We start from the raw sequence: 17,263 nt of genomic DNA on the forward strand, positions 1-17,263 counted from the left end.
TATCCTTGCTCGTGCTGAACGTGCTGAAGGCTGTCGACACGATGGTTTCGTTTTCAAGAACGAGGCGATCCCCCTCCCCTGAAGGTGAGGGGGCTAAAGGATGAACAACAACCAACCCCTCTCCCTCCACGGCTCGTGCCATTGCGGCAAAGTTTCGGTCGAACTGCGGACCTCATCAGAGACACTCCCGGCGGCGCGCGCGTGCGGGTGCTCCTTCTGCATCAAGCATGGCGCGGCATGGACCAGCGATCCTCAGGGCGTGCTCGTCCTGTCGCATCGCGCACCCGACGACATCCGTCGCTACCGCTTCGGGCTGGGCATCACCGACTTCATCATCTGCACGCATTGTGGCGTGCCGTGCGTGGCGTTGGGAATGGTCGACGAGAGGCTGCTGGGCGTCGTCAACATCAACACGATGGACCGCTTGAGCGACTTAGCCCCCGCTAGCCCCGCCTCCTTCGATGGGGAAGAGACCGAGGACCGGCTCGCACGGCGACGCAAGGGGTGGACTCCGGCGCGCGTGGTGTGCGGTTAGGCTTTCGGAGCGCCGCCGGCGGGCTTTGCAAGACGCCTGACGGATTTGCGCCTCTCCCACCTTCCACGTCGCCCCGACCACCGAGCCGGGGCAAGGCTTCCTTCAATCCCATCGAAGAAAAGCCCGATCCCGGATCAAGTCCGGGATGACGATGGAAACGAAGGCAATCGCGCTGTCCTACACCCCCTCCCCACGGGCATAATCGTCGCATGACCCGCTCAGCGCCCTTCCCCACCCAGCCGTTCTTTGCCATGCGCATCGCCAACCCGTTTTTCTAACCTAGGACAGTGTGTCAGGTGTGTCAGCGTTCAGCCCCGAGAGCCCTACGATGAACAACGCGAACCGAATCGCAGCCGCTTTCGCAAAGCCCCACCCCGCGCTTGTGTGCTTCGTCACCGCGGGCGATGGCGATACCGCCGCCAATCTCGATGCGCTGGTCGAAGGCGGCGCGGATGTGATCGAGCTGGGGATGCCCTTCACCGATCCGATGGCGGATGGGCCCGCGATCCAGGCGGCCAATATCCGCGCGTTGAAGGCGGGCACCACCACGCAAGACGTGCTGATGATCGCCAACGAGTTCCGCGAGCGTCACCCGGACGTGCCGCTCGTGCTGATGGGCTACGCCAACCCGATGGTCCGGCGCGGGCCTGAGTGGTTCGCGCAAGAGGCAGCAGGCGCGGGCGTGGACGGGGTGATCTGCGTCGACATCCCGCCCGAAGAGGACTCCGCGCTCGGCCCGGCATTGCGCGAACGGGGCATCGCTCCGATCCGTCTCGCCACGCCGACCACCGACGACTTCCGCCTGCCGACCGTGATCGAGGGGAGCGAAGGCTTCCTCTACTACGTCTCCGTCGCAGGGATCACCGGCAAGCAGAGCGCCGCGCAGGACTCGATCGATGCGGCGGTGAAGCGGCTGAAGGCGGCGACCGACCTGCCTGTGGCGGTCGGCTTCGGCGTGCGCACGCCCGAGCAGGCCGGGGCGATCGCCAAGGTGGCCGATGGCGTCGTGGTCGGCTCGGCGCTGGTCGATCTGGTCGCCGAACATGGCGTTGATGCACCCGCGCACCTGCGCGATCTCACCGCAAGGCTTGCCAAGGCGGTCCATTCTGCGGAAAGAGCAGCCGCATGAGCTGGTTCAATCGTGTCCGCAATTCGCTGCCCTTCGTGGCCAAGCGCTCCACCGACGAAACGCTGTGGATCAAGTGCAAGGGCTGCGGAGAGATGATCTTCGCAAGCGACTATGCCGACAATCTCTACGTCTGCCCGCGTTGCGAGCATCATGGCCGGATCGGTGCGGACACGCGCATCGCGATGCTGATGGACGAGGGCTTCACGCTGCTGCCCCAGCCCGAGGTCAAGGAAGACCCGCTCAAGTTCCGCGATTCCAAGCGCTATACCGACCGGCTGAGGGCCGCGCGCGCCAGCAATCCGCACCGCGATGCCTTCACCGTCGCCAGCGGGGCGATCGACGGCCAGCCTGCGGTCGTGGGCGTGCAGGACTTCCACTTCATGGGCGGTTCGATGGGCATGGCGGTGGGCCAGGCCTTCTGCGACGGCGCTGCCGAAGCGCTGCGGCGCAAGTGCGGCTATGTCGTCGTCACGGCGGCGGGCGGCGCGCGGATGCAGGAAGGCATTCTCAGCCTGATGCAGATGCCCAAGGCGACCGTGATGGTGCGCAAGCTGCGCGCGGCGGGCCTGCCCTATATCGTGCTGCTGACCGACCCGACCACCGGCGGCGTGACCGCGAGCTACGCGATGCTCGGCGATGTTCAGATCGCGGAGCCGGGCGCGCTGATCGGCTTTGCGGGCCAGCGCGTGATCCAGGAGACGATCCGCGAACAGCTGCCCGAAGGCTTCCAGCGCGCCGAATACCTGCACGAACACGGCATGGTGGACCGCGTGGTGCACCGCCACGACCTGAAGGGCGAGCTGGCGACGATGCTGCGCTATATGCGCGGATCGAAGGCGGCTTGAACACTCGGACGGGCGACGAAGAATGAAGCCCAGGCGCGACAGACGGCTGGCAATAGCGCTGCTGCTGTTCGCGTTCGCTGCAATGGCGGCGACTCTTCAGTCCGTTATTGCCGCTAACTGGATGAATGCAGCGGCAATCGGCCATTGGGAATGGTTCGTTGACACTTGGGGCGAGGAACTCCCTGCTCGCGGCCCCAAGGCCTTCTGCTTCGACTGGTGTGCGCCCGAGTTGCCCTTCTGGGCCGGTTGGCTTGCCATAGGGTGCTTCGCGTCAGGCTTCGTTCTCATCGCATGGACCTGGTGGAGGCCAAAGGCATGAAGGACTTCGCCCGCTCCGACGATCCGGCTGTTCAGGCCCAGCTCGACCGGCTGGCCGCGCTTTCGGTGCCAGATGGCCGGCTGGGGCTGGAGACGATCCGCGCTCTGCTGGCCCGGCTGGGCGATCCTCAGGACCGCATGCCGCCGGTGTTCCATGTCGCAGGCACCAACGGCAAGGGGTCGACCTGCGCCATCCTGCGCGCGATGCTGGAGGCGGATGGCAAACGCGTCCATGTCGCCACCAGCCCGCATCTGGTGCGCTATAACGAGCGGATCCGGATCGCGGGCACGCTGATCGGGGACGCACAGCTCGCCGCGCTGCTGGCCGAGGTGCTGGATGCGGGAAGCGATCTCAATCCGAGCTTCTTCGAAGTCACCATCGCCGCCACCTTCCTCGCCTTCGCGCGCGAACCCGCCGATGTCTGCGTGATCGAGGTCGGCCTTGGCGGGCGCTTCGATGCGACCAATGTGCTGGGCTCGCACGTCCTCGCCGCGTGCGGGATCGCCGCGCTGGGGCTGGACCATGAACGCTTCCTCCTCGCGCCGGAGGACAAAGTGCCCGCCGAACCGCTGGCACGCATCGGGTTCGAGAAGGCCGGAATCGGCAAGCCCGGCGTGCCGCTGGTCACGCTGTCCTACCCCGAAGGCGTGACGCTGGAGGTGGAGCATGCGGCGATCGTGCGTGAGGCACTGCTGACGATGCGCGGGCGCGAATGGCATTCCAGCGTCACCGAGACGGGCCTGCATTACGTCGATGCGCTGGGCGAACTCGCGCTGCCCCTGCCCGCGCTTCCGGGCGCGCATCAGGCGGAGAACGCCGCACTCGCCATCGCGATGCTGCGCCATCAGGACCGCGTGAGCGTGTCGCGCGATGCGATGGCGCAGGGGCTGCGAAACGTGAACTGGCCCGCGCGGCTTCAGCGTCTGCCCGCCTCGCCGCTGACGGGCGAGCGGATCGTATGGGTCGATGGCGGACACAATCCCAGCGCGGGCGAGGCGCTGGCGCAGCACTTTATGGGTGAGCGCTTCCACCTCATCCTCGGCATGCTCGCCAACAAGGATCACCGCGCGCTGGTCGATCCGCTGGCGGACAGCATCGCGAGCATCACCGCCGTGCCGGTGCCGGGACACGAGTATCACCCCGCGAGCATGTTCGGCGCAGACGTGCGCGAGGCGGCGGATGTGGCCGAGGCGCTGCGGGCCCTGCCCGACGATGGCCTGCCCGTGCTGATCGCAGGCTCGCTCTACCTCGCAGGCGACGTGCTACGGCTGAGCGGCGCGCTGCCCGACTGACTACTGCGCCGCAACCGCTTCCGATCCGGGCGGCGGCGCGTTCTGCGAGCGGCCCGAACGGACCACGCGGATCCATTCGAACACGCACAGGACCACCGCCAGCATCCCGATCAGCGTCGTCAGGATGAACACGTCGTAATAGCCCTGCTTCTCGATCATCTCCCCCAGCGCGCCGCGCCCCAGCGTGCCCACGAGCAGCGTCAGCGAGGACAGGAGTGCATACTGGACCGCCGAGTACTTCTTGGACACGATCGAGCTCAGCCACGCGACATAGGCCGCCCCCGCGATGCCGATCGCAAGGTTCTCCCACATGATCGTGAAGGTCAGCCGCGGCAGCGCCTCCGACCCGAACGGGGCCATGAAGCCGATCAGCGCGGAAAAGCCGATCGCATCGCTCGCCGCCTGCATGTTGGCCCCGCCCGCCGCCATGTCGGCATAGAGCAGGTTGGTCAGCGCGGCGATCAGCGCGCCAAAGGTCAGCGTGGCCATCCGCCCGATCGCGGTCAGCAGATAGCCGCCGATCGCCAGCCCGGCGATGATCGCGCCGACGCCGAAGAACTTGGAAGCGAAGGCGACCTCGTCGTTCGTGTACTGCAATTCGCCGAGATAGAACGGATAGGCGAAGGTGCCCCAGATCGCGTCGCAGATGCGGTAGGTCAGCACCAGCGAGAGGATCAGCACCAGCGACCAGCCCATCCGCCCCACGAACTCGACCAGCGGCATCACCAGCGCGCGATAGAGGTGGTCCATCGCAAAAGATTGGCCTGCGCGTTCGGGCAGGTCCTCGGTCATCACATACTGGCCCCGCTCCTTCTTGGAGGCGAGCCAGCCCGCGATCAGCGCGGGGATGACGACCGTGGCGACGATGATCCACGGACCATAGTTGAGCGTGAATTCGGTCGGATTGGGCCGCTCCTCCGGCGGGAAGGCAAGCGACATGTACATAAAGGTCAGCACGGTGCCGATGGCGACCGCCCACAGCAGGCCCACCGCGCCCAGCGCCTTGGCCCGGACCGAGGGCTTCAGCTCGCCCTTGCGGCGCAGGCTGAGCAGCAGTTCGTCATCGATCGTGCCGTCGACATTCTCGCCCGCCTTGCTGTCGGGCGCGAACAGGCCTGCGATGCCGATCACCAGCAGGATCGCGCCCATCATCAGGTAGGTTTGCGGCCAGCCGATCCGCGCGGCGATGATCAGGCCCAGTGCGCCGCCCACCAGTGCCGCGAGGCGGTAGCCCATCTGATAGACGGTCGAGAGGATGTCGATCGTCGCCTCTTCGTCCGCCACGTCGATGCGCCAGGCGTTGATTGCGATGTCCTGGGTGGCACTCGCCAGCGCGCCGATCCCGGCGAGCAGGCTGAACCAGCCGATCGCCTCGTTGGTCGGGTTGGACAGGCTGAGTGCGATGAGGATGACGCCGAGCAGGATCTGCGCGGGCACGATCCACTGCTTGCGCCGGCCGAGCTTGCGGAAGCCGGGGATCGAGACCTTGTCGATCAGCGGCGACCACAGGAACTGGAATGCGTAGGCGAGCCCGATCAGCGAGAAGACGCCCATCGTCTCCAGTTCCACCTCGGCTTCGGACAGCCAGGCGTAGAGCGTGCCGAGGAACAGCGCGAAGGGCAGGCCGCTGGCGAAGCCGAACAGCGCCATATAGCCGCTCTTTGGATTGCGCAGCGATCGTGCGAGCGTTCCCCAGCCCGGCTTTTTCGCCTTGTCAGCCTTAGCCTCGGCCATACACACCCTTCCCTCGATAAATCGTCCCTGCGCTCTCTAGCCGCTGTGGCCGGGGTTAGCCTAGCCCTCGCGAAACGCCGATGCGATCGCTTCGAAAGACGGCGGACCTAGCCGGTGACGCAGAATTGCCACCATACGCGTCTATTCTTTCGCCGCGCTGTATTAGCGGAGGCTCGCTGCCATGCTGGAAAGAGCATTGTGCGACCTGCGCGGGCACCGGGTCGACCGCAAGCGGGTCTGGAGCGATGGTCTGCATTTTCGCACGACCTGCGCTCGCTGCGCGTGCCCGCTGATCAACTGCAACCACGCCTGGCGCCCTTTCGATACAGACAAGGACGCGGATGTGCGCCGGAAGCCGCATCCGCACTACCACGTTTAGCTTTGCGTGTGCCAAAGCATTTGGCGGATCGCCGGGCGGTCGCTAAGCGGGCGGGCATGGCCGAAGATGAACGTAAGGGCGATCGCATCGCCAAGCTGCTGGCGCGCGCAGGCGTGGCGAGCCGCCGCGAGGTGGAGCGGATGATTGCGGACAAGCGGATCGCGATCGACGGGAAAACCGTGGAGACCCCGGCGACCCTGCTCGAATCCCTGCGCGGGGTGACCGTGGACGGCAAACCGGTTGCCAAGCCCGAACCGACCCGCCTGTTCGCGTTCCACAAGCCCGCCGGGCTTATCACCGCAGAACGCGATCCGAGAGGCCGGGCGACGATCTACGCCGCGCTGCGCAACGCTCTGCCCAAGGATGCCCCGCGGGTGATGCCGATCGGGCGGCTCGACTACAATACCGAAGGCCTGCTGCTGCTGACCAATGACGGCGAGTTCAAGCGCCTGCTCGAGCTGCCCGCCAATGCGGTCGAGCGGACCTATCGCGCGCGCGCGCATGGCGCCGTCACGCAGGCGCAGCTGGAGGAGCTGAGCGAGGGGATCACCATCGACGGCGTCCATTACGGCCCGATCAACGCCAATCTCGAACGGCGCACCGGTGCGAACCAGTGGATCGAAGTGACGATTACCGAAGGCAAGAACCGTGAAGTGCGCCGGGTACTCGAACATCTCGGGCTGGAGGTGAACCGGCTGGTCCGCGTCGCCTTCGGGCCGGTAGCGCTGGGCGACCTGCCGCGCGGGCAGGCGATGGAAATCCGCAAGCACGAAATCGGCAAGTTCCGCGCCTCGGTGAAGAAGGGACGCGACTGATGCGGATCGTCGCAGGCGACTGGCGCGGGCGCGCGATCAAGGCTCCAGCTGGCGAAACCACCCGCCCGACCGCCGACCGCACGCGCGAGACGCTGTTCAACATGCTGAGCAGCCGCCTCGGCAGTTTCGAGGGGCTGAGCGCGGCGGACCTGTTCGCGGGATCGGGCGCGCTCGGGCTGGAGGCATTGTCACGCGGCTGCGCGTCGTGCCTGTTCGTCGAAGAAGACAAGCGTGCAGTGGACGCGATCCGGGCGAACGTCGCGGCGCTGGGTGCGGGGACGCGGGCGACGGTACAGCAGGCTTCCGCGTTGCGACTAGGCCCGGCGAAGGTGCCGCACGATCTGGTAATGCTCGATCCGCCCTATGGCACTGGCGCAGGCGCCGTCGCGCTGGAACGGCTGGTCAGGCTCGGCTGGATCGGCCCCGCGACGTGGATCTCGCTCGAGGTGGCAGCGAAGGAAACGCCGGAACTGCGTGGCATGCGGGTCGATGCAGAGCGTAAGGTGGGCAAGGCCAAACTGCTGCTGCTCCAGCTGGACAGCTAAGGCCCACGCCCATCAAAAAAAGGGCGCCCGCCGATGACGAACGCCCTCTTTCGATCGCAGATCGATGATCAGTTCTTGGGTTCGTTAAGCGGCAGCGGCTCGTCGATCTCGCTCGCCGAGCGACCCGGCCAGTAGTTGATCGGGCGGTTGCCGGTCTTGTTGGCTTCCCAGCTGTTGATGCAGTTGGTTTCCTGCTTGGGCTTGCAGATCGGAAGCTCGCCCGACTTGGGCTGCTCATCCTGCGGAACCGGCTGCGCGGTTTCGTTGCTGACGTAGTTGATCGTGGGTGCAGTCTGCGCTGCGGCGGGCATCGACAGCCCCGCAAGGGCGGTGGCGACACCGGTCAAAAGGATCTTATTCATCTTATTGATCTCCTCTCGAAGTAATATGGCGACCCCGGGATAACCCCGGAGTCGCCACACGGTTTCACGCAGAATAGCGTTTGTTTATTAGACCGCCCCGCGGTTGATGCAGTTATCCTGCTGCATCGGCTCGCAGATGGGCAGATCAGCCGGCGGCGGACCTTCATCGCCAGGGGTCGGCTGCACCATCGCGTTGCTGGTATAGTTGATCTTGGCGCTTCCCGAAGTCGTGCTGGTGGTGGTTGCCGTTGCCGAGCCGCTCAGCTGGCTGTTGATCGACTGCCAGGCAGCCATGCGCTGCTCGGGCACCATGTTGACGATCTTGACCCGCTGATCATTGGTCAGCGTGTTCCACCAGACGTTCTTCTGGGTATCGTTGAGCGTCCAGTAATATTCCTGGGCGGCAATGGGCCACTCCTGATAGGTCATCCGCTGTTCGGCAGACCAATCGAGGTACATCTTTTCCTGCGCGGCAGTCATCGCGTAGGATTCGGCTTCCATATGATGGTCGGCGAGCGCCGGAGCCGCTGCAGCAATTGCGAGGCCGCAGGCGGCAGTCGAAGCAATAATAAGCTTTTTCATGTCTCTGTCTCCTTCTTCCCTCGTCCTTGCCCAACCAACGAGACCTCGGGCGTGAGGTTCCGAATTGGGGAGCGCGGGCGCCGCTTCCCTTGCTCCCTCGCCGCGCGTTCCCTACCTGTTCGGGCATAGCCATGAATGATGCATTCCCCCTCGCAACCGCCGCCGGAGACGCGGATATCCCGCCCTATGCCGCGCGGTTGAACCCGCCGCAGCGCGAAGCCGTGCTCACCACCGAAGGGCCGGTGCTGATGCTGGCCGGTGCGGGAACGGGCAAGACCTCGGCGTTGACCGCAAGGCTGGCACATCTGGTCGCGATGCGGCTCGCCTGGCCGAGCGAGATTCTCTGCGTCACCTTCACCAACAAGGCCGCGCGCGAAATGCGCGAACGTGTCGGCCGGCATATCGGCGATGCGGTGGAAGGCATGCCCTGGCTCGGCACCTTCCACGCGATCGGCGCGAAGATGCTGCGCCGCCATGCCGAGCTTGTCGGCCTGCAATCGAATTTCACGATCATCGACCCCGACGACCAACTGCGTCTGCTCAAGACGCTGATCGCGGAAGCCGAGCTGGACGAGAAGCGCTGGCCCGCGCGCCAGTTGGCCGGGCTGATCGACCGGTGGAAGAACCGTGGCCTCAACCCGCAAGATCTCGATGCGGTGGAGAACGAGGCCTACGCCAACGGGCGCGGCGCGCAGCTGTACAAGACCTATCAGGCGCGTCTGCAATCACTGAACGCGTGCGATTTCGGCGATCTGCTGCTGCACATGCTCAACATCTTCCGGCAGCATTCCGATGTGCTGGAGCAGTACCAGAACCGCTTCAAGTATATCCTGGTCGACGAATATCAGGACACCAACCAGGTCCAGTACCTGTGGCTCCGCCTGCTCGCGCAGCATCGCAAGAATATCTGCGTGGTCGGGGACGACGACCAGTCGATCTACTCGTGGCGCGGCGCGGAAGTGGCGAATATCCTGAAGTTCGAGAAGGACTTTCCCGGTGCCAAGGTCATCAAGCTGGAGCAGAATTATCGCTCCACCCCGCACATCCTCGGCGCGGCATCAGGCCTGATCGGGGAGAACAGCCAAAGGCTCGGCAAGGAGTTATGGACCGAGACCGACACGGGCGAGAAGGTCCGCGTCATCGGCGTGTGGGACGGGCCCGAGGAAGCCCGCCGCGTGGGCGAGGAGATCGAGAGCCTCGAGCGTGGCGGCGTGGGCCTCGACGAGATCGCGATCCTTGTGCGCGCGCAGTACCAGACCCGCGAGTTCGAAGACCGCTTCATCCAGATCGGCATGGCCTACCGCATCGTCGGCGGCTTCCGCTTCTACGAGCGCGCCGAAATTCGCGACGCCCTCGCCTACCTGCGCGTCATCGCGCAGCCGGCGGACGACCTCGCGTTCGAGCGGATCTACAACCAGCCCAAGCGCGGGCTCGGCGCCAAGACGCTGGAGAAGATGTATCAGCATGCGCGGCGCACCGGGATGCCGCTGGCTGCGGCATCGCTCGATCTGGCGGACAGCGACGAATTGCCTGCGCGGGCGCGCGGGACCATCGGCGGGCTGATGCGTCAGTTTCTCCAGTGGCGCGAACAGGCGGACAGCCTCGCGCCGGCCGAACTGCTCCGGCAGGTGCTTGAAGAAAGCGGCTATCAGGCGATGCTCGAGAACGAGCGGACGCCCGAAGCCAAGGGGCGACTCGAAAACCTCTCCGAACTCGCGCGCGCGATGGAGGATTACGAGACGCTGGGCGACTTCCTCGAGCATGTCGCGCTGGTGATGGACAATGATGCGAATGCGGAGGATGCCAAGGTCACCATCATGACCATCCACGCCGCCAAGGGGCTGGAGTTCGACCACCTGTTCCTGGTCGGGTGGGAGGAAGGCGTCTTCCCCTCGCAGCGTTCGCTCGACGAAGGTGGGCTCGCCTCACTGGAGGAGGAACGCCGCCTCGCTTACGTCGCGATTACCCGCGCGAAGAAGGCATGCACGATTCTGCACGCCGCCAACCGGCGCATTTACGGCCAGTGGACCAGTTCCATTCCCAGCCGGTTCATCGAGGAACTGCCCGACGACCACGTCGAGAGCGAGACCACGATGTCAGGCGGTGCCTCCCTGTGGCGGGCGAACTGGAGCGAGAGCGAAGATCCCTTCGCCCATGTCACGCGCGACCGGCCCGAGCGCTCGAACAACCGCGGCCCCGGCTGGCAGCGGGCGCTGGCGACGGGATACGAGACACGGCCCACCAGGGTTCAGGAAAGCCGCCGCAGCGCAGCCAGCTTCGCGGCCAAGCCGCGCGACGACATCGCGCTGGGTGCGCGGGTGTTCCACGACAAGTTTGGATACGGCACGGTCATGGGGCAGGAAGGAAACAAGCTCGAAATCGAGTTCGAAACCACCGGCACTAAGCGGGTGATCGACAGCTTCGTGAAGCCAGCCGACTAGCTCACCGCGCGCAGCTGCGGCGCGGCGCGAATGTGCTCCCCCGCAATCGCATCCGGGCAAATCGAAGCAGTGCCGCGCTCGGTCCGCTTCGCCTGGTACAGGGCATAGTCGGCACAGCGCAGCAGCTGGCTGCGATCATTGTTGCACCCAGTCAGCCAGGTTGCTCCGATCGTAGCGCTGACCAGAATTGTCTCATCTTCCCGACCGACCTCGAAGCGTAGCTTGCCCAGCAGCAGTTCGAGCGTCGCGGGCAGATCGGCAAGCAACTGCTCGTTCTCGATCACCAGCACGAATTCGTCTCCGCCCAGCCGCGCAGCCATCTGACCAGCGAAAGGTTCGCTGACCAGTTGTGCAGCAACGCCCTTGAGCACGCGGTCCCCCGCCTCATGGCCGAGCCGGTCGTTGATATCCTTGAAGTGGTCGAGGTCGATCAGCAGCAGCGCCATCCGGCGGCCCGCTTTGTGCATCGTGTCGATGGTGCTGTCGAGATACTGGTTCAGGCGTGCGCGGTTGGGCAGCCCCGTCAGTTCATCGACATGCGCCGCCGCGCGGAGGCGCGTCTCGAGGTGATAGCGCTCGGTAATATCCTGAAACACGCCCATGATCCCGACAGGCTTACCGTCAGCAATTTCCTGTTCGCCAATCGCGCGGACCCGTTTGAAAACACCCTTCGCATCGCGGAAATCGAGTTCGAGATCGTAGGGTGTGCCATGTTTGGCGCACTCCTCGACCGCATCGGCAATGCGTGGCCGCTCGTAGGGCGGGAAATAGTCCAGCCCCCCCTGGAGGTGCGCTTGGGTCGGATTGTCGATCCCATGAATTGCGATCGTCTGCGGCGACCAGAAAAGCTCCTCGGTCGCCAGATCCATTCGCCAATGGCCTATCTGCGCCATTTCCTCCGCCAGTTCGAACTGGCGCTGGACCCGGCGCAACTCGTCGATCAGTTGACGACGCTCCTCGAGCGCCTGCTCGGCAAGCTTCGCATCGAGCCGCGTCTGGAACAGCGATTCGACCACCCGCGCGAGTCGGCGCAGTTCATCCAGTTCTTCCCGGCTTGCGACCCACGGCCGGTCGTCGATGACGCACAGCGTGCCGATCGGCACGCTTACGCCATCCATCGGCGGGCCCATCAACGGGATCGTCACGAAGAACTGGAAATGTGGCATGGCCGCGATCTCGGGCATCTGGCCGTAGACCGGATGCTCCTGCAGGTTCTCGACCACGATCTCGCGGTTTTCGTCGACCGCTGTCGCACAAATCGAGCATTCGCGCGCAACCTGGCTGGGCGGGAAACCCTCGCGCGCCTTGAACCATTGCCGGTCCCCGTCGATCAGCGAGATATAGGCTGTCCGGCTTCCGAAAATCCGGCGCGCAGCCATGACCATGGCGTCGAATTCGCCTTCGGCCTCGGTGTCCAGTATCTCCATCGCCGCAAGCGTCCGGTGGCGGATTGCCTCGACGCTGATATTCTCTTCGGACATCCCTGCTCCTTCTGCGCGCGACGAGTGCACGATTCTGGTTAAGACCAGCCTAACCCCCGTCGCCTTCGCAGGTAGTGCGCCCGTTTCTCGGGTCAGGTCGCACTGACCGAGAGGAAGTCGGGCTTGGGCCCGTTCCACTCGCCGGCAGGGATCACTTCATTATCTTCCCTACGCCCACGGCCACCCTGGCTGCGGGACGATCTGTTCTCTGCCGATCGGGCAGGCCTCGCCTCGTCGTGACGAGTCTCGTCGCGGCGGGGCTTGCGCTCCCGCGAAGGCTTGTTCTTGCGAGCGTCGCGATCTTCGTCGCGATCGGGCGCTTCGGTTTTGCGGTCGTCGGACCGCTTGCGGCTCGATTCGCGCTTGGGCTCTGCCTCGACCAGTTCGACCCGGACGTCTTCCTTGCCGAACGGCTTGACCTTGGCGCCGGTCAGCTTCTCGACATTGGCGATCGCCTCGGCATCGTCTTCAGTGACGAAGGTGAAGGCGCGCCCCTTGGCCCCGGCTCGGCCCGTCCGCCCGATACGGTGGACGTAATCGTCGGGGTGCCAGGGCGTGTCGAAGTTGAACACGTGGCTGACGCCCTTGATGTCGAGCCCGCGGGCCGCGACGTCGGACGCGACCAGGATATTGACCTCGCCCGCCTTGAACCGGTTGAGTTCGGCGATCCGGCTCGACTGGTCCATGTCGCCGTGAATCTCTCCGCTGGCGAAGCCATGGCTCTGCAGGCTCTTGTTGATCTCGCGCACGGTCGTCTTGCGGTTGGCAAAGATGATCGCGGTTTCAACGTGGTCGTTCGCCAGCAGCCAGCGGAGCGTCTCGCGCTTTTCGCGAGGCTTCACCGGAATCTTGAACGCGGTGATGTTCTCGTTGGTGGACGCCGCGCGGCTCACCTCGATCCGCTTCGGATTGGTGAGGAATTTCTGCGCCAGCTTCTCGATCGGCGGCGGCATGGTCGCGCTGAACAGCAGCGTCTGGCGCGGCTCGGGCAGCTTGGAACAGATCGTCTCGATGTCGGGGATGAAGCCCATGTCGAGCATCCGGTCCGCCTCGTCGATCACCAGCAGCTCGCAGCCGTTGAGCAGGATCTTGCCCCGCTCGAACAGGTCCATCAGCCGGCCGGGCGTGGCGATAAGCACGTCGACGCCTTCGTTGAGCGCCTTGACCTGGTCGCCCATCTGCACGCCGCCGATCAGCAGCGCGAGCTGGAGATCGTGCTGCTTGCCGTACTTCTCGAAGTTTTCGGCGACCTGCGCGGCCAGCTCGCGCGTGGGCGCAAGGATAAGGGAGCGCGGCATCAGCGCGCGGCGGCGACCGCTGGCGAGAATGTCGATCATCGGCAACACGAAGCTCGCGGTCTTGCCGGTTCCCGTCTGCGCGATGCCGATGATGTCCTTCATCATCAGCACGGGGGGGATGGCCTGCGCCTGAATCGGCGTAGGCTCGGTGTAGCCGGCGGCTTCTACCGCCTGCAGCAATTTGTCGGAGAGGCCGAGATCGGCAAATTTCATTCAGGGTTCCGGATGTGGAGGGCAATCAACGCCAAGACCGCGGAAAATATAGCTCCGCGCAAGCGCGCGCGGCTTCGCTCAAACCCGCGCGAATGTCAAGATTAGAGGGCTATTCGGCGGGGACGAGCTGGCGGATCGCACCGATCTTGCAAGTCGCTCCGCTGCGCGCACGCAGAAGATCGCGATCGACGCACAGCTTCCCATCCTCGCTCGGCTCCACATAGAAGCCCAGATAGAAATCGCGTGCATTGCACGACTTGGGCAGCAGCGCCCGGATCATTCGCTGGTCGGACATGTGCAGCACGAGATCCCGCGAAGAGACCGTTTGCACCGCTAGAATATCTTTAGCTGGCAGACACTTGCCGATCTTGCGCTGTTCATACTCGCGCGGGATCGCAGTCCGCCAATCGGCCACCAGTTCGTTCGTGGTCGATCTGCGCGGGGATACCCGGATCATAATCTGCTGCCGAATACGGACCTGGTTCGCCTCGAGATCGCGTCGCCAGGACTGGCTGACCATCCACCCCGGCGAATGGTCGGTACGAATATTTGCAGGCGGCTCTGTTGAAAACACCGGCGCGTCGAGCGGCCAGCTGGCACTCGACGACGAAGCATCGGGCGCGACCGGCGCGCTAAGCGCCAGAATCGGTGCCAGAAATGCTGCCACGAAGTGCATGATGTCAAATGCTGCCTAACTCTTGCGGGGCGAACGCACATCTACAGCGCGCCCAATTCGATCAACCCGGGCGCAAGCGATAGCCTGGTCTTTTGAATGGCGGCTTAATTGTGTCCGGACAATACGTCCGGGGGTGGCAGGGGCGCGCCTAAGTGTGGCATGACAGCAACATGAACTCTGCCACTCACGGATCCTTCCTGGAAAGCGCGCAGGCCACCTTGGGTGAGCGCGGCCTGACCCGCGATGCCGAGCTGATGGAGCCGTGGCTGACTGATTGGCGCGGACGCTATCACGGCAACGCGATCGCCCTCGCCTCTCCTGCCAATACTGCCGAGGTCGCCGCGCTTGTCGCGCTATGCGCCCGGCATCGTGTGCCGATCGTGCCCCAGGGCGGTAATAGCGGCATGTCTGGCGGCGCAACCCCGGATGCGAGCGGCACGGCGCTGCTGCTGTCGCTGCGGCGGATGGATTCCTTCCGCCGATGGGACGAGGATGCTCGCGAGGTCGTGTGCGAGGCAGGCGTCATCCTGCAAACGTTGCACGATGCGGCCGCGCAGCGGGCCTTGCGCTTCCCACTGACACTGGGCGGGCGCGGATCGGCCACCATCGGCGGGCTGATCTCGACCAATGCGGGCGGCACGCAGGTGCTGCGCCACGGCACGATGCGCGCGCAGGTCCTCGGCCTCGAAGCAGTGCTGCCGGACGGTTCGGTGCTTGATACCCTCGCCGCGCTGAAGAAGGACAATCGGGGCTTCGACCTCAAGCAATTGCTGATCGGATCGGAAGGCACGCTCGGCATCGTGACCGCCGCCACGCTCTCGCTGGAACCGCAAATCACCGGACGGCAGGTGGTTTTCGCAGGGGTCGAATCGGTCCAGCAGGCGTGGTGCCTGCTGCTCCTCGCGCGCGACCGGATGGGAGCCGCGCTCGAAGGGTTCGAGATCATCCCGCGTCTCGCACTCGAATCGGTACTGCACCACGAGCCCGCCAGCCGCGACCCGCTGTCAGATCGGCATCATTGGTATGTCCTGATCGAACTGGTCACCCACGATCCCGACACCGCCCCCCTCGCCGAGCAAACCACTGCCCTGTTGGAAACCGCGCTTGGCAAAGGACTGGTCGAAGACGCCACGATCGCCGCGAACGAGACTCAGGCCGAGGCGCTGTGGGCCTTGCGCGACGGCATTTCCTCCGCCGAGCGCGCGCATGGTCCGGCGGTGCAGCACGACATCTCCGTGCCGCCCGCCAGGATGCCCGACTTCATCGATCAGGCGAGCGCCGCGCTCGAGGATCGTTTCGAGGGCACCCGGGCAGTGGCTTTCGGTCATCTTGGCGACGGCAATGTCCACTTCCACCTTCGTGCGCCGACAGGCGCCACCGGCGGTGAATGGGAGGAGCGCGAAGGCAAGGCAATCAGTGCTGCGGTTCACGATCTGGTGACGCAGTGGGGCGGCTCCATCAGTGCCGAGCACGGGATCGGTCAGATGAAACGCGATGAGCTTGCACGCCTCGCCGACCCTGCAAGGCTGACCATCCTGCGCGGAGTAAAACAGGCGCTCGACCCGCTCGGGATCATGAATCCGGGCAAGCTTGTGCCGCTTGCCAGTTCCCCGCAGGCCGCCTAAAGGCGCGGTTTCGCGACCCGGGCGGCACGCATCGATAACCGCCCTCACTCATTCAGCCCGATGACGGAGAGACCGATGGCCAGCGCGCCGCAACAGCCCCAGCTTCCCATGTTCTATAACGACCTGATGCCGCTCAACACGCGGGACCACCTGAAGTTTCGCAATCGCATGCTCGATTCGGCACCCTGGCTGTCCAAGCAGCACGTCGTTCCGCTGACCGGCGACGAGTTCATCCAGGCCGCGCGCCATTTCCCGGTGATCTTCTCGTCGGGCGACAACCCGCTGCCGCTGGCGCTGATGGGTCTCAACGAAGGCGTGAACACCTTCTTCGACGATGAAGGCAAGCTGATCGATCAGGTCTACGTGCCGGCCTACATCCGCCGCTATCCGTTCATCCTCGCCAAGCTGACGCCCGAAACCGACGAGCTGTCGCTATGCTTCGACCCGACCTCGAATGCGGTCGGCGAATTCGACGAAGGCGAGCTTCTGTTCAACGAAGATGGTTCGACCACCGAACAGACCAAGGCGATCCTCGATTTCTGCGAGAAGTTCGAGCAGGCGGGTCAGCGGACCCGCAACCTGACGCAGGAACTGCTCAAGCACGACCTGCTGATGGACGGTGAAGTCTCGATCGAACGCGCCGAACTGCCGGGCAAGCCCTACGTCTATCGCGGTTTTCGCATGATCGATCAGGCCAAGCTGGCCGAGATCGATGCTGAGACCCTGAAGCAGTGGAACAAGGAAGGGATGCTCGCGATCATTTACGCGCACCTCACCTCGCTCGAACTGATGCGCAACATCTTCGGCCGCCAGGAACAGCAGGGCAAGATGCCCGCTCCGACCGAGCAGGACGGCGCCCCGAACTAGGGCTGACAGGGTGCGTCGCAGCAGTTCTTGACTTTGCTGCAACGCACCCCAGATTCAGCGTGTCCGGGCGGAATTCCCCCCTCATAGCCGCCCCGGACAGGCACGCTTTCAAGCGTGCTTCCTCC

Annotated in this window: 16 protein-coding genes; 10 read left to right on the forward strand and 6 right to left on the reverse strand. The window is 64.8% G+C overall.

Annotation, left to right across the window (positions count from 1 at the left end; translation table 11 throughout):
* Window positions 1–100: 100 nt before the first annotated feature.
* From KYN89_RS14325 to KYN89_RS14345, 5 genes are all read left to right on the forward strand, one after another.
* On the forward strand, window positions 101–535 hold the full coding sequence (locus tag KYN89_RS14325; protein ID WP_248285307.1) for a GFA family protein: 435 nt from the start codon (window positions 101–103) through the stop codon (window positions 533–535).
* Between the two features lie 328 nt (window positions 536–863).
* Window positions 864–1,664 carry a tryptophan synthase subunit alpha gene (gene trpA / locus KYN89_RS14330; RefSeq protein WP_222825712.1) on the forward strand — a complete coding sequence of 267 codons (801 nt, stop codon included), beginning with the start codon at window positions 864–866 and terminating at the stop codon, window positions 1,662–1,664.
* Window positions 1,661–2,509 carry an acetyl-CoA carboxylase, carboxyltransferase subunit beta gene (gene accD, locus KYN89_RS14335; protein ID WP_222825713.1) on the forward strand — a complete coding sequence of 283 codons (849 nt, stop codon included), beginning with the start codon at window positions 1,661–1,663 and terminating at the stop codon, window positions 2,507–2,509. The genes trpA and accD overlap by 4 nt, the downstream gene beginning before the upstream one ends.
* A gap of 22 nt (window positions 2,510–2,531) precedes the next feature.
* On the forward strand, window positions 2,532–2,828 hold the full coding sequence (locus tag KYN89_RS14340) for a hypothetical protein (RefSeq protein WP_222825714.1): 297 nt from the start codon (window positions 2,532–2,534) through the stop codon (window positions 2,826–2,828).
* A complete protein-coding gene (locus KYN89_RS14345; protein WP_222825715.1) occupies window positions 2,825–4,120 on the forward strand; it encodes a bifunctional folylpolyglutamate synthase/dihydrofolate synthase in 1,296 nt (431 codons plus the stop codon). Before KYN89_RS14340 ends, KYN89_RS14345 begins: the two co-directional genes overlap by 4 nt.
* Here the strand turns inward: KYN89_RS14345 and KYN89_RS14350 are convergent, their stop codons facing one another.
* Entirely contained in the window at window positions 4,121–5,854 is a 1,734-nt protein-coding gene (locus KYN89_RS14350; RefSeq protein WP_222825716.1) for an AmpG family muropeptide MFS transporter, read from the reverse strand.
* Window positions 5,855–6,289: 435 nt separating this feature from the next.
* Between KYN89_RS14350 and KYN89_RS14355 the strand changes: the two genes are divergently transcribed.
* Both KYN89_RS14355 and rsmD read left to right on the forward strand, forming a co-directional pair.
* Window positions 6,290–7,048: a pseudouridine synthase gene (locus KYN89_RS14355; protein WP_222825717.1), complete on the forward strand. Its 759-nt coding sequence runs from the start codon at window positions 6,290–6,292 to the stop codon at window positions 7,046–7,048.
* Entirely contained in the window at window positions 7,048–7,593 is a 546-nt protein-coding gene (gene rsmD / locus KYN89_RS14360) for a 16S rRNA (guanine(966)-N(2))-methyltransferase RsmD (RefSeq protein WP_222825718.1), read from the forward strand. Before KYN89_RS14355 ends, rsmD begins: the two co-directional genes overlap by 1 nt.
* Window positions 7,594–7,661: 68 nt before the next feature.
* Here rsmD and KYN89_RS14365 read toward each other — a convergent pair whose 3' ends face one another.
* Together KYN89_RS14365 and KYN89_RS14370 are read right to left on the reverse strand one after the other, a co-directional pair.
* Window positions 7,662–7,955: a hypothetical protein gene (locus KYN89_RS14365; RefSeq protein WP_222825719.1), complete on the reverse strand. Its 294-nt coding sequence runs from the start codon at window positions 7,953–7,955 to the stop codon at window positions 7,662–7,664.
* Between the two features lie 87 nt (window positions 7,956–8,042).
* Window positions 8,043–8,537 (reverse strand): hypothetical protein, encoded by a 495-nt coding sequence (locus tag KYN89_RS14370; RefSeq protein ID WP_248285308.1) that lies wholly within the window; start codon window positions 8,535–8,537, stop codon window positions 8,043–8,045.
* 131 nt (window positions 8,538–8,668) lie between these two features.
* On the opposite strand from KYN89_RS14370, the gene KYN89_RS14375 reads away from it, so the two are divergent.
* On the forward strand, window positions 8,669–10,978 hold the full coding sequence (locus tag KYN89_RS14375; RefSeq protein WP_222825720.1) for an ATP-dependent helicase: 2,310 nt from the start codon (window positions 8,669–8,671) through the stop codon (window positions 10,976–10,978).
* Here KYN89_RS14375 and KYN89_RS14380 read toward each other — a convergent pair.
* The 3 genes from KYN89_RS14380 to KYN89_RS14390 all read right to left on the reverse strand — a co-directional run bounded on the left by KYN89_RS14380 (window position 10,975) and on the right by KYN89_RS14390 (window position 14,646).
* Window positions 10,975–12,459 (reverse strand): sensor domain-containing diguanylate cyclase, encoded by a 1,485-nt coding sequence (locus KYN89_RS14380; protein WP_222825721.1) that lies wholly within the window; start codon window positions 12,457–12,459, stop codon window positions 10,975–10,977. The genes KYN89_RS14375 and KYN89_RS14380 overlap by 4 nt on opposite strands.
* A gap of 92 nt (window positions 12,460–12,551) precedes the next feature.
* Entirely contained in the window at window positions 12,552–13,970 is a 1,419-nt protein-coding gene (locus KYN89_RS14385; RefSeq protein ID WP_222825722.1) for a DEAD/DEAH box helicase, read from the reverse strand.
* 109 nt (window positions 13,971–14,079) lie between these two features.
* Window positions 14,080–14,646, reverse strand: a complete 567-nt coding sequence (locus tag KYN89_RS14390) for a hypothetical protein (protein ID WP_222825723.1) — start codon at window positions 14,644–14,646, stop codon at window positions 14,080–14,082.
* A 170-nt stretch (window positions 14,647–14,816) separates the two neighbouring features.
* On the opposite strand from KYN89_RS14390, the gene KYN89_RS14395 reads away from it, so the two are divergent.
* A complete protein-coding gene (locus KYN89_RS14395; protein WP_222825724.1) occupies window positions 14,817–16,271 on the forward strand; it encodes an FAD-binding oxidoreductase in 1,455 nt (484 codons plus the stop codon).
* Between the two features lie 75 nt (window positions 16,272–16,346).
* On the forward strand, window positions 16,347–17,138 hold the full coding sequence (locus tag KYN89_RS14400; RefSeq protein ID WP_222825785.1) for a SapC family protein: 792 nt from the start codon (window positions 16,347–16,349) through the stop codon (window positions 17,136–17,138).
* The last annotated feature ends 125 nt before the right edge of the window (window positions 17,139–17,263 follow it).

It is taken from the genome of Alteriqipengyuania abyssalis (assembly GCF_019857185.1).
Lineage (GTDB): Bacteria > Pseudomonadota > Alphaproteobacteria > Sphingomonadales > Sphingomonadaceae > Alteriqipengyuania > Alteriqipengyuania abyssalis.

Bases quoted from the DNA above. Each gene is read 5' to 3' on its own strand.
- accD (WP_222825713.1), top strand. From the start codon at position 1,661: ATGAGCTGGTTCAATCGTGTCCGCAATTCGCTGCCCTTCGTGGCCAAG.
- KYN89_RS14325 (WP_248285307.1), top strand. From the start codon at position 101: ATGAACAACAACCAACCCCTCTCCCTCCACGGCTCGTGCCATTGCGGC.
- KYN89_RS14390 (WP_222825723.1), bottom strand. From the start codon at position 14,646: ATGCACTTCGTGGCAGCATTTCTGGCACCGATTCTGGCGCTTAGCGCG.
- trpA (WP_222825712.1), top strand. From the start codon at position 864: ATGAACAACGCGAACCGAATCGCAGCCGCTTTCGCAAAGCCCCACCCC.
- KYN89_RS14395 (WP_222825724.1), top strand. From the start codon at position 14,817: ATGAACTCTGCCACTCACGGATCCTTCCTGGAAAGCGCGCAGGCCACC.
- KYN89_RS14375 (WP_222825720.1), top strand. From the start codon at position 8,669: ATGAATGATGCATTCCCCCTCGCAACCGCCGCCGGAGACGCGGATATC.
- KYN89_RS14385 (WP_222825722.1), bottom strand. From the start codon at position 13,970: ATGAAATTTGCCGATCTCGGCCTCTCCGACAAATTGCTGCAGGCGGTA.
- KYN89_RS14350 (WP_222825716.1), bottom strand. From the start codon at position 5,854: ATGGCCGAGGCTAAGGCTGACAAGGCGAAAAAGCCGGGCTGGGGAACG.
- rsmD (WP_222825718.1), top strand. From the start codon at position 7,048: ATGCGGATCGTCGCAGGCGACTGGCGCGGGCGCGCGATCAAGGCTCCA.
- KYN89_RS14370 (WP_248285308.1), bottom strand. From the start codon at position 8,537: ATGAAAAAGCTTATTATTGCTTCGACTGCCGCCTGCGGCCTCGCAATT.
- KYN89_RS14400 (WP_222825785.1), top strand. From the start codon at position 16,347: ATGGCCAGCGCGCCGCAACAGCCCCAGCTTCCCATGTTCTATAACGAC.
- KYN89_RS14345 (WP_222825715.1), top strand. From the start codon at position 2,825: ATGAAGGACTTCGCCCGCTCCGACGATCCGGCTGTTCAGGCCCAGCTC.
- KYN89_RS14380 (WP_222825721.1), bottom strand. From the start codon at position 12,459: ATGTCCGAAGAGAATATCAGCGTCGAGGCAATCCGCCACCGGACGCTT.
- KYN89_RS14355 (WP_222825717.1), top strand. From the start codon at position 6,290: ATGGCCGAAGATGAACGTAAGGGCGATCGCATCGCCAAGCTGCTGGCG.
- KYN89_RS14340 (WP_222825714.1), top strand. From the start codon at position 2,532: ATGAAGCCCAGGCGCGACAGACGGCTGGCAATAGCGCTGCTGCTGTTC.
- KYN89_RS14365 (WP_222825719.1), bottom strand. From the start codon at position 7,955: ATGAATAAGATCCTTTTGACCGGTGTCGCCACCGCCCTTGCGGGGCTG.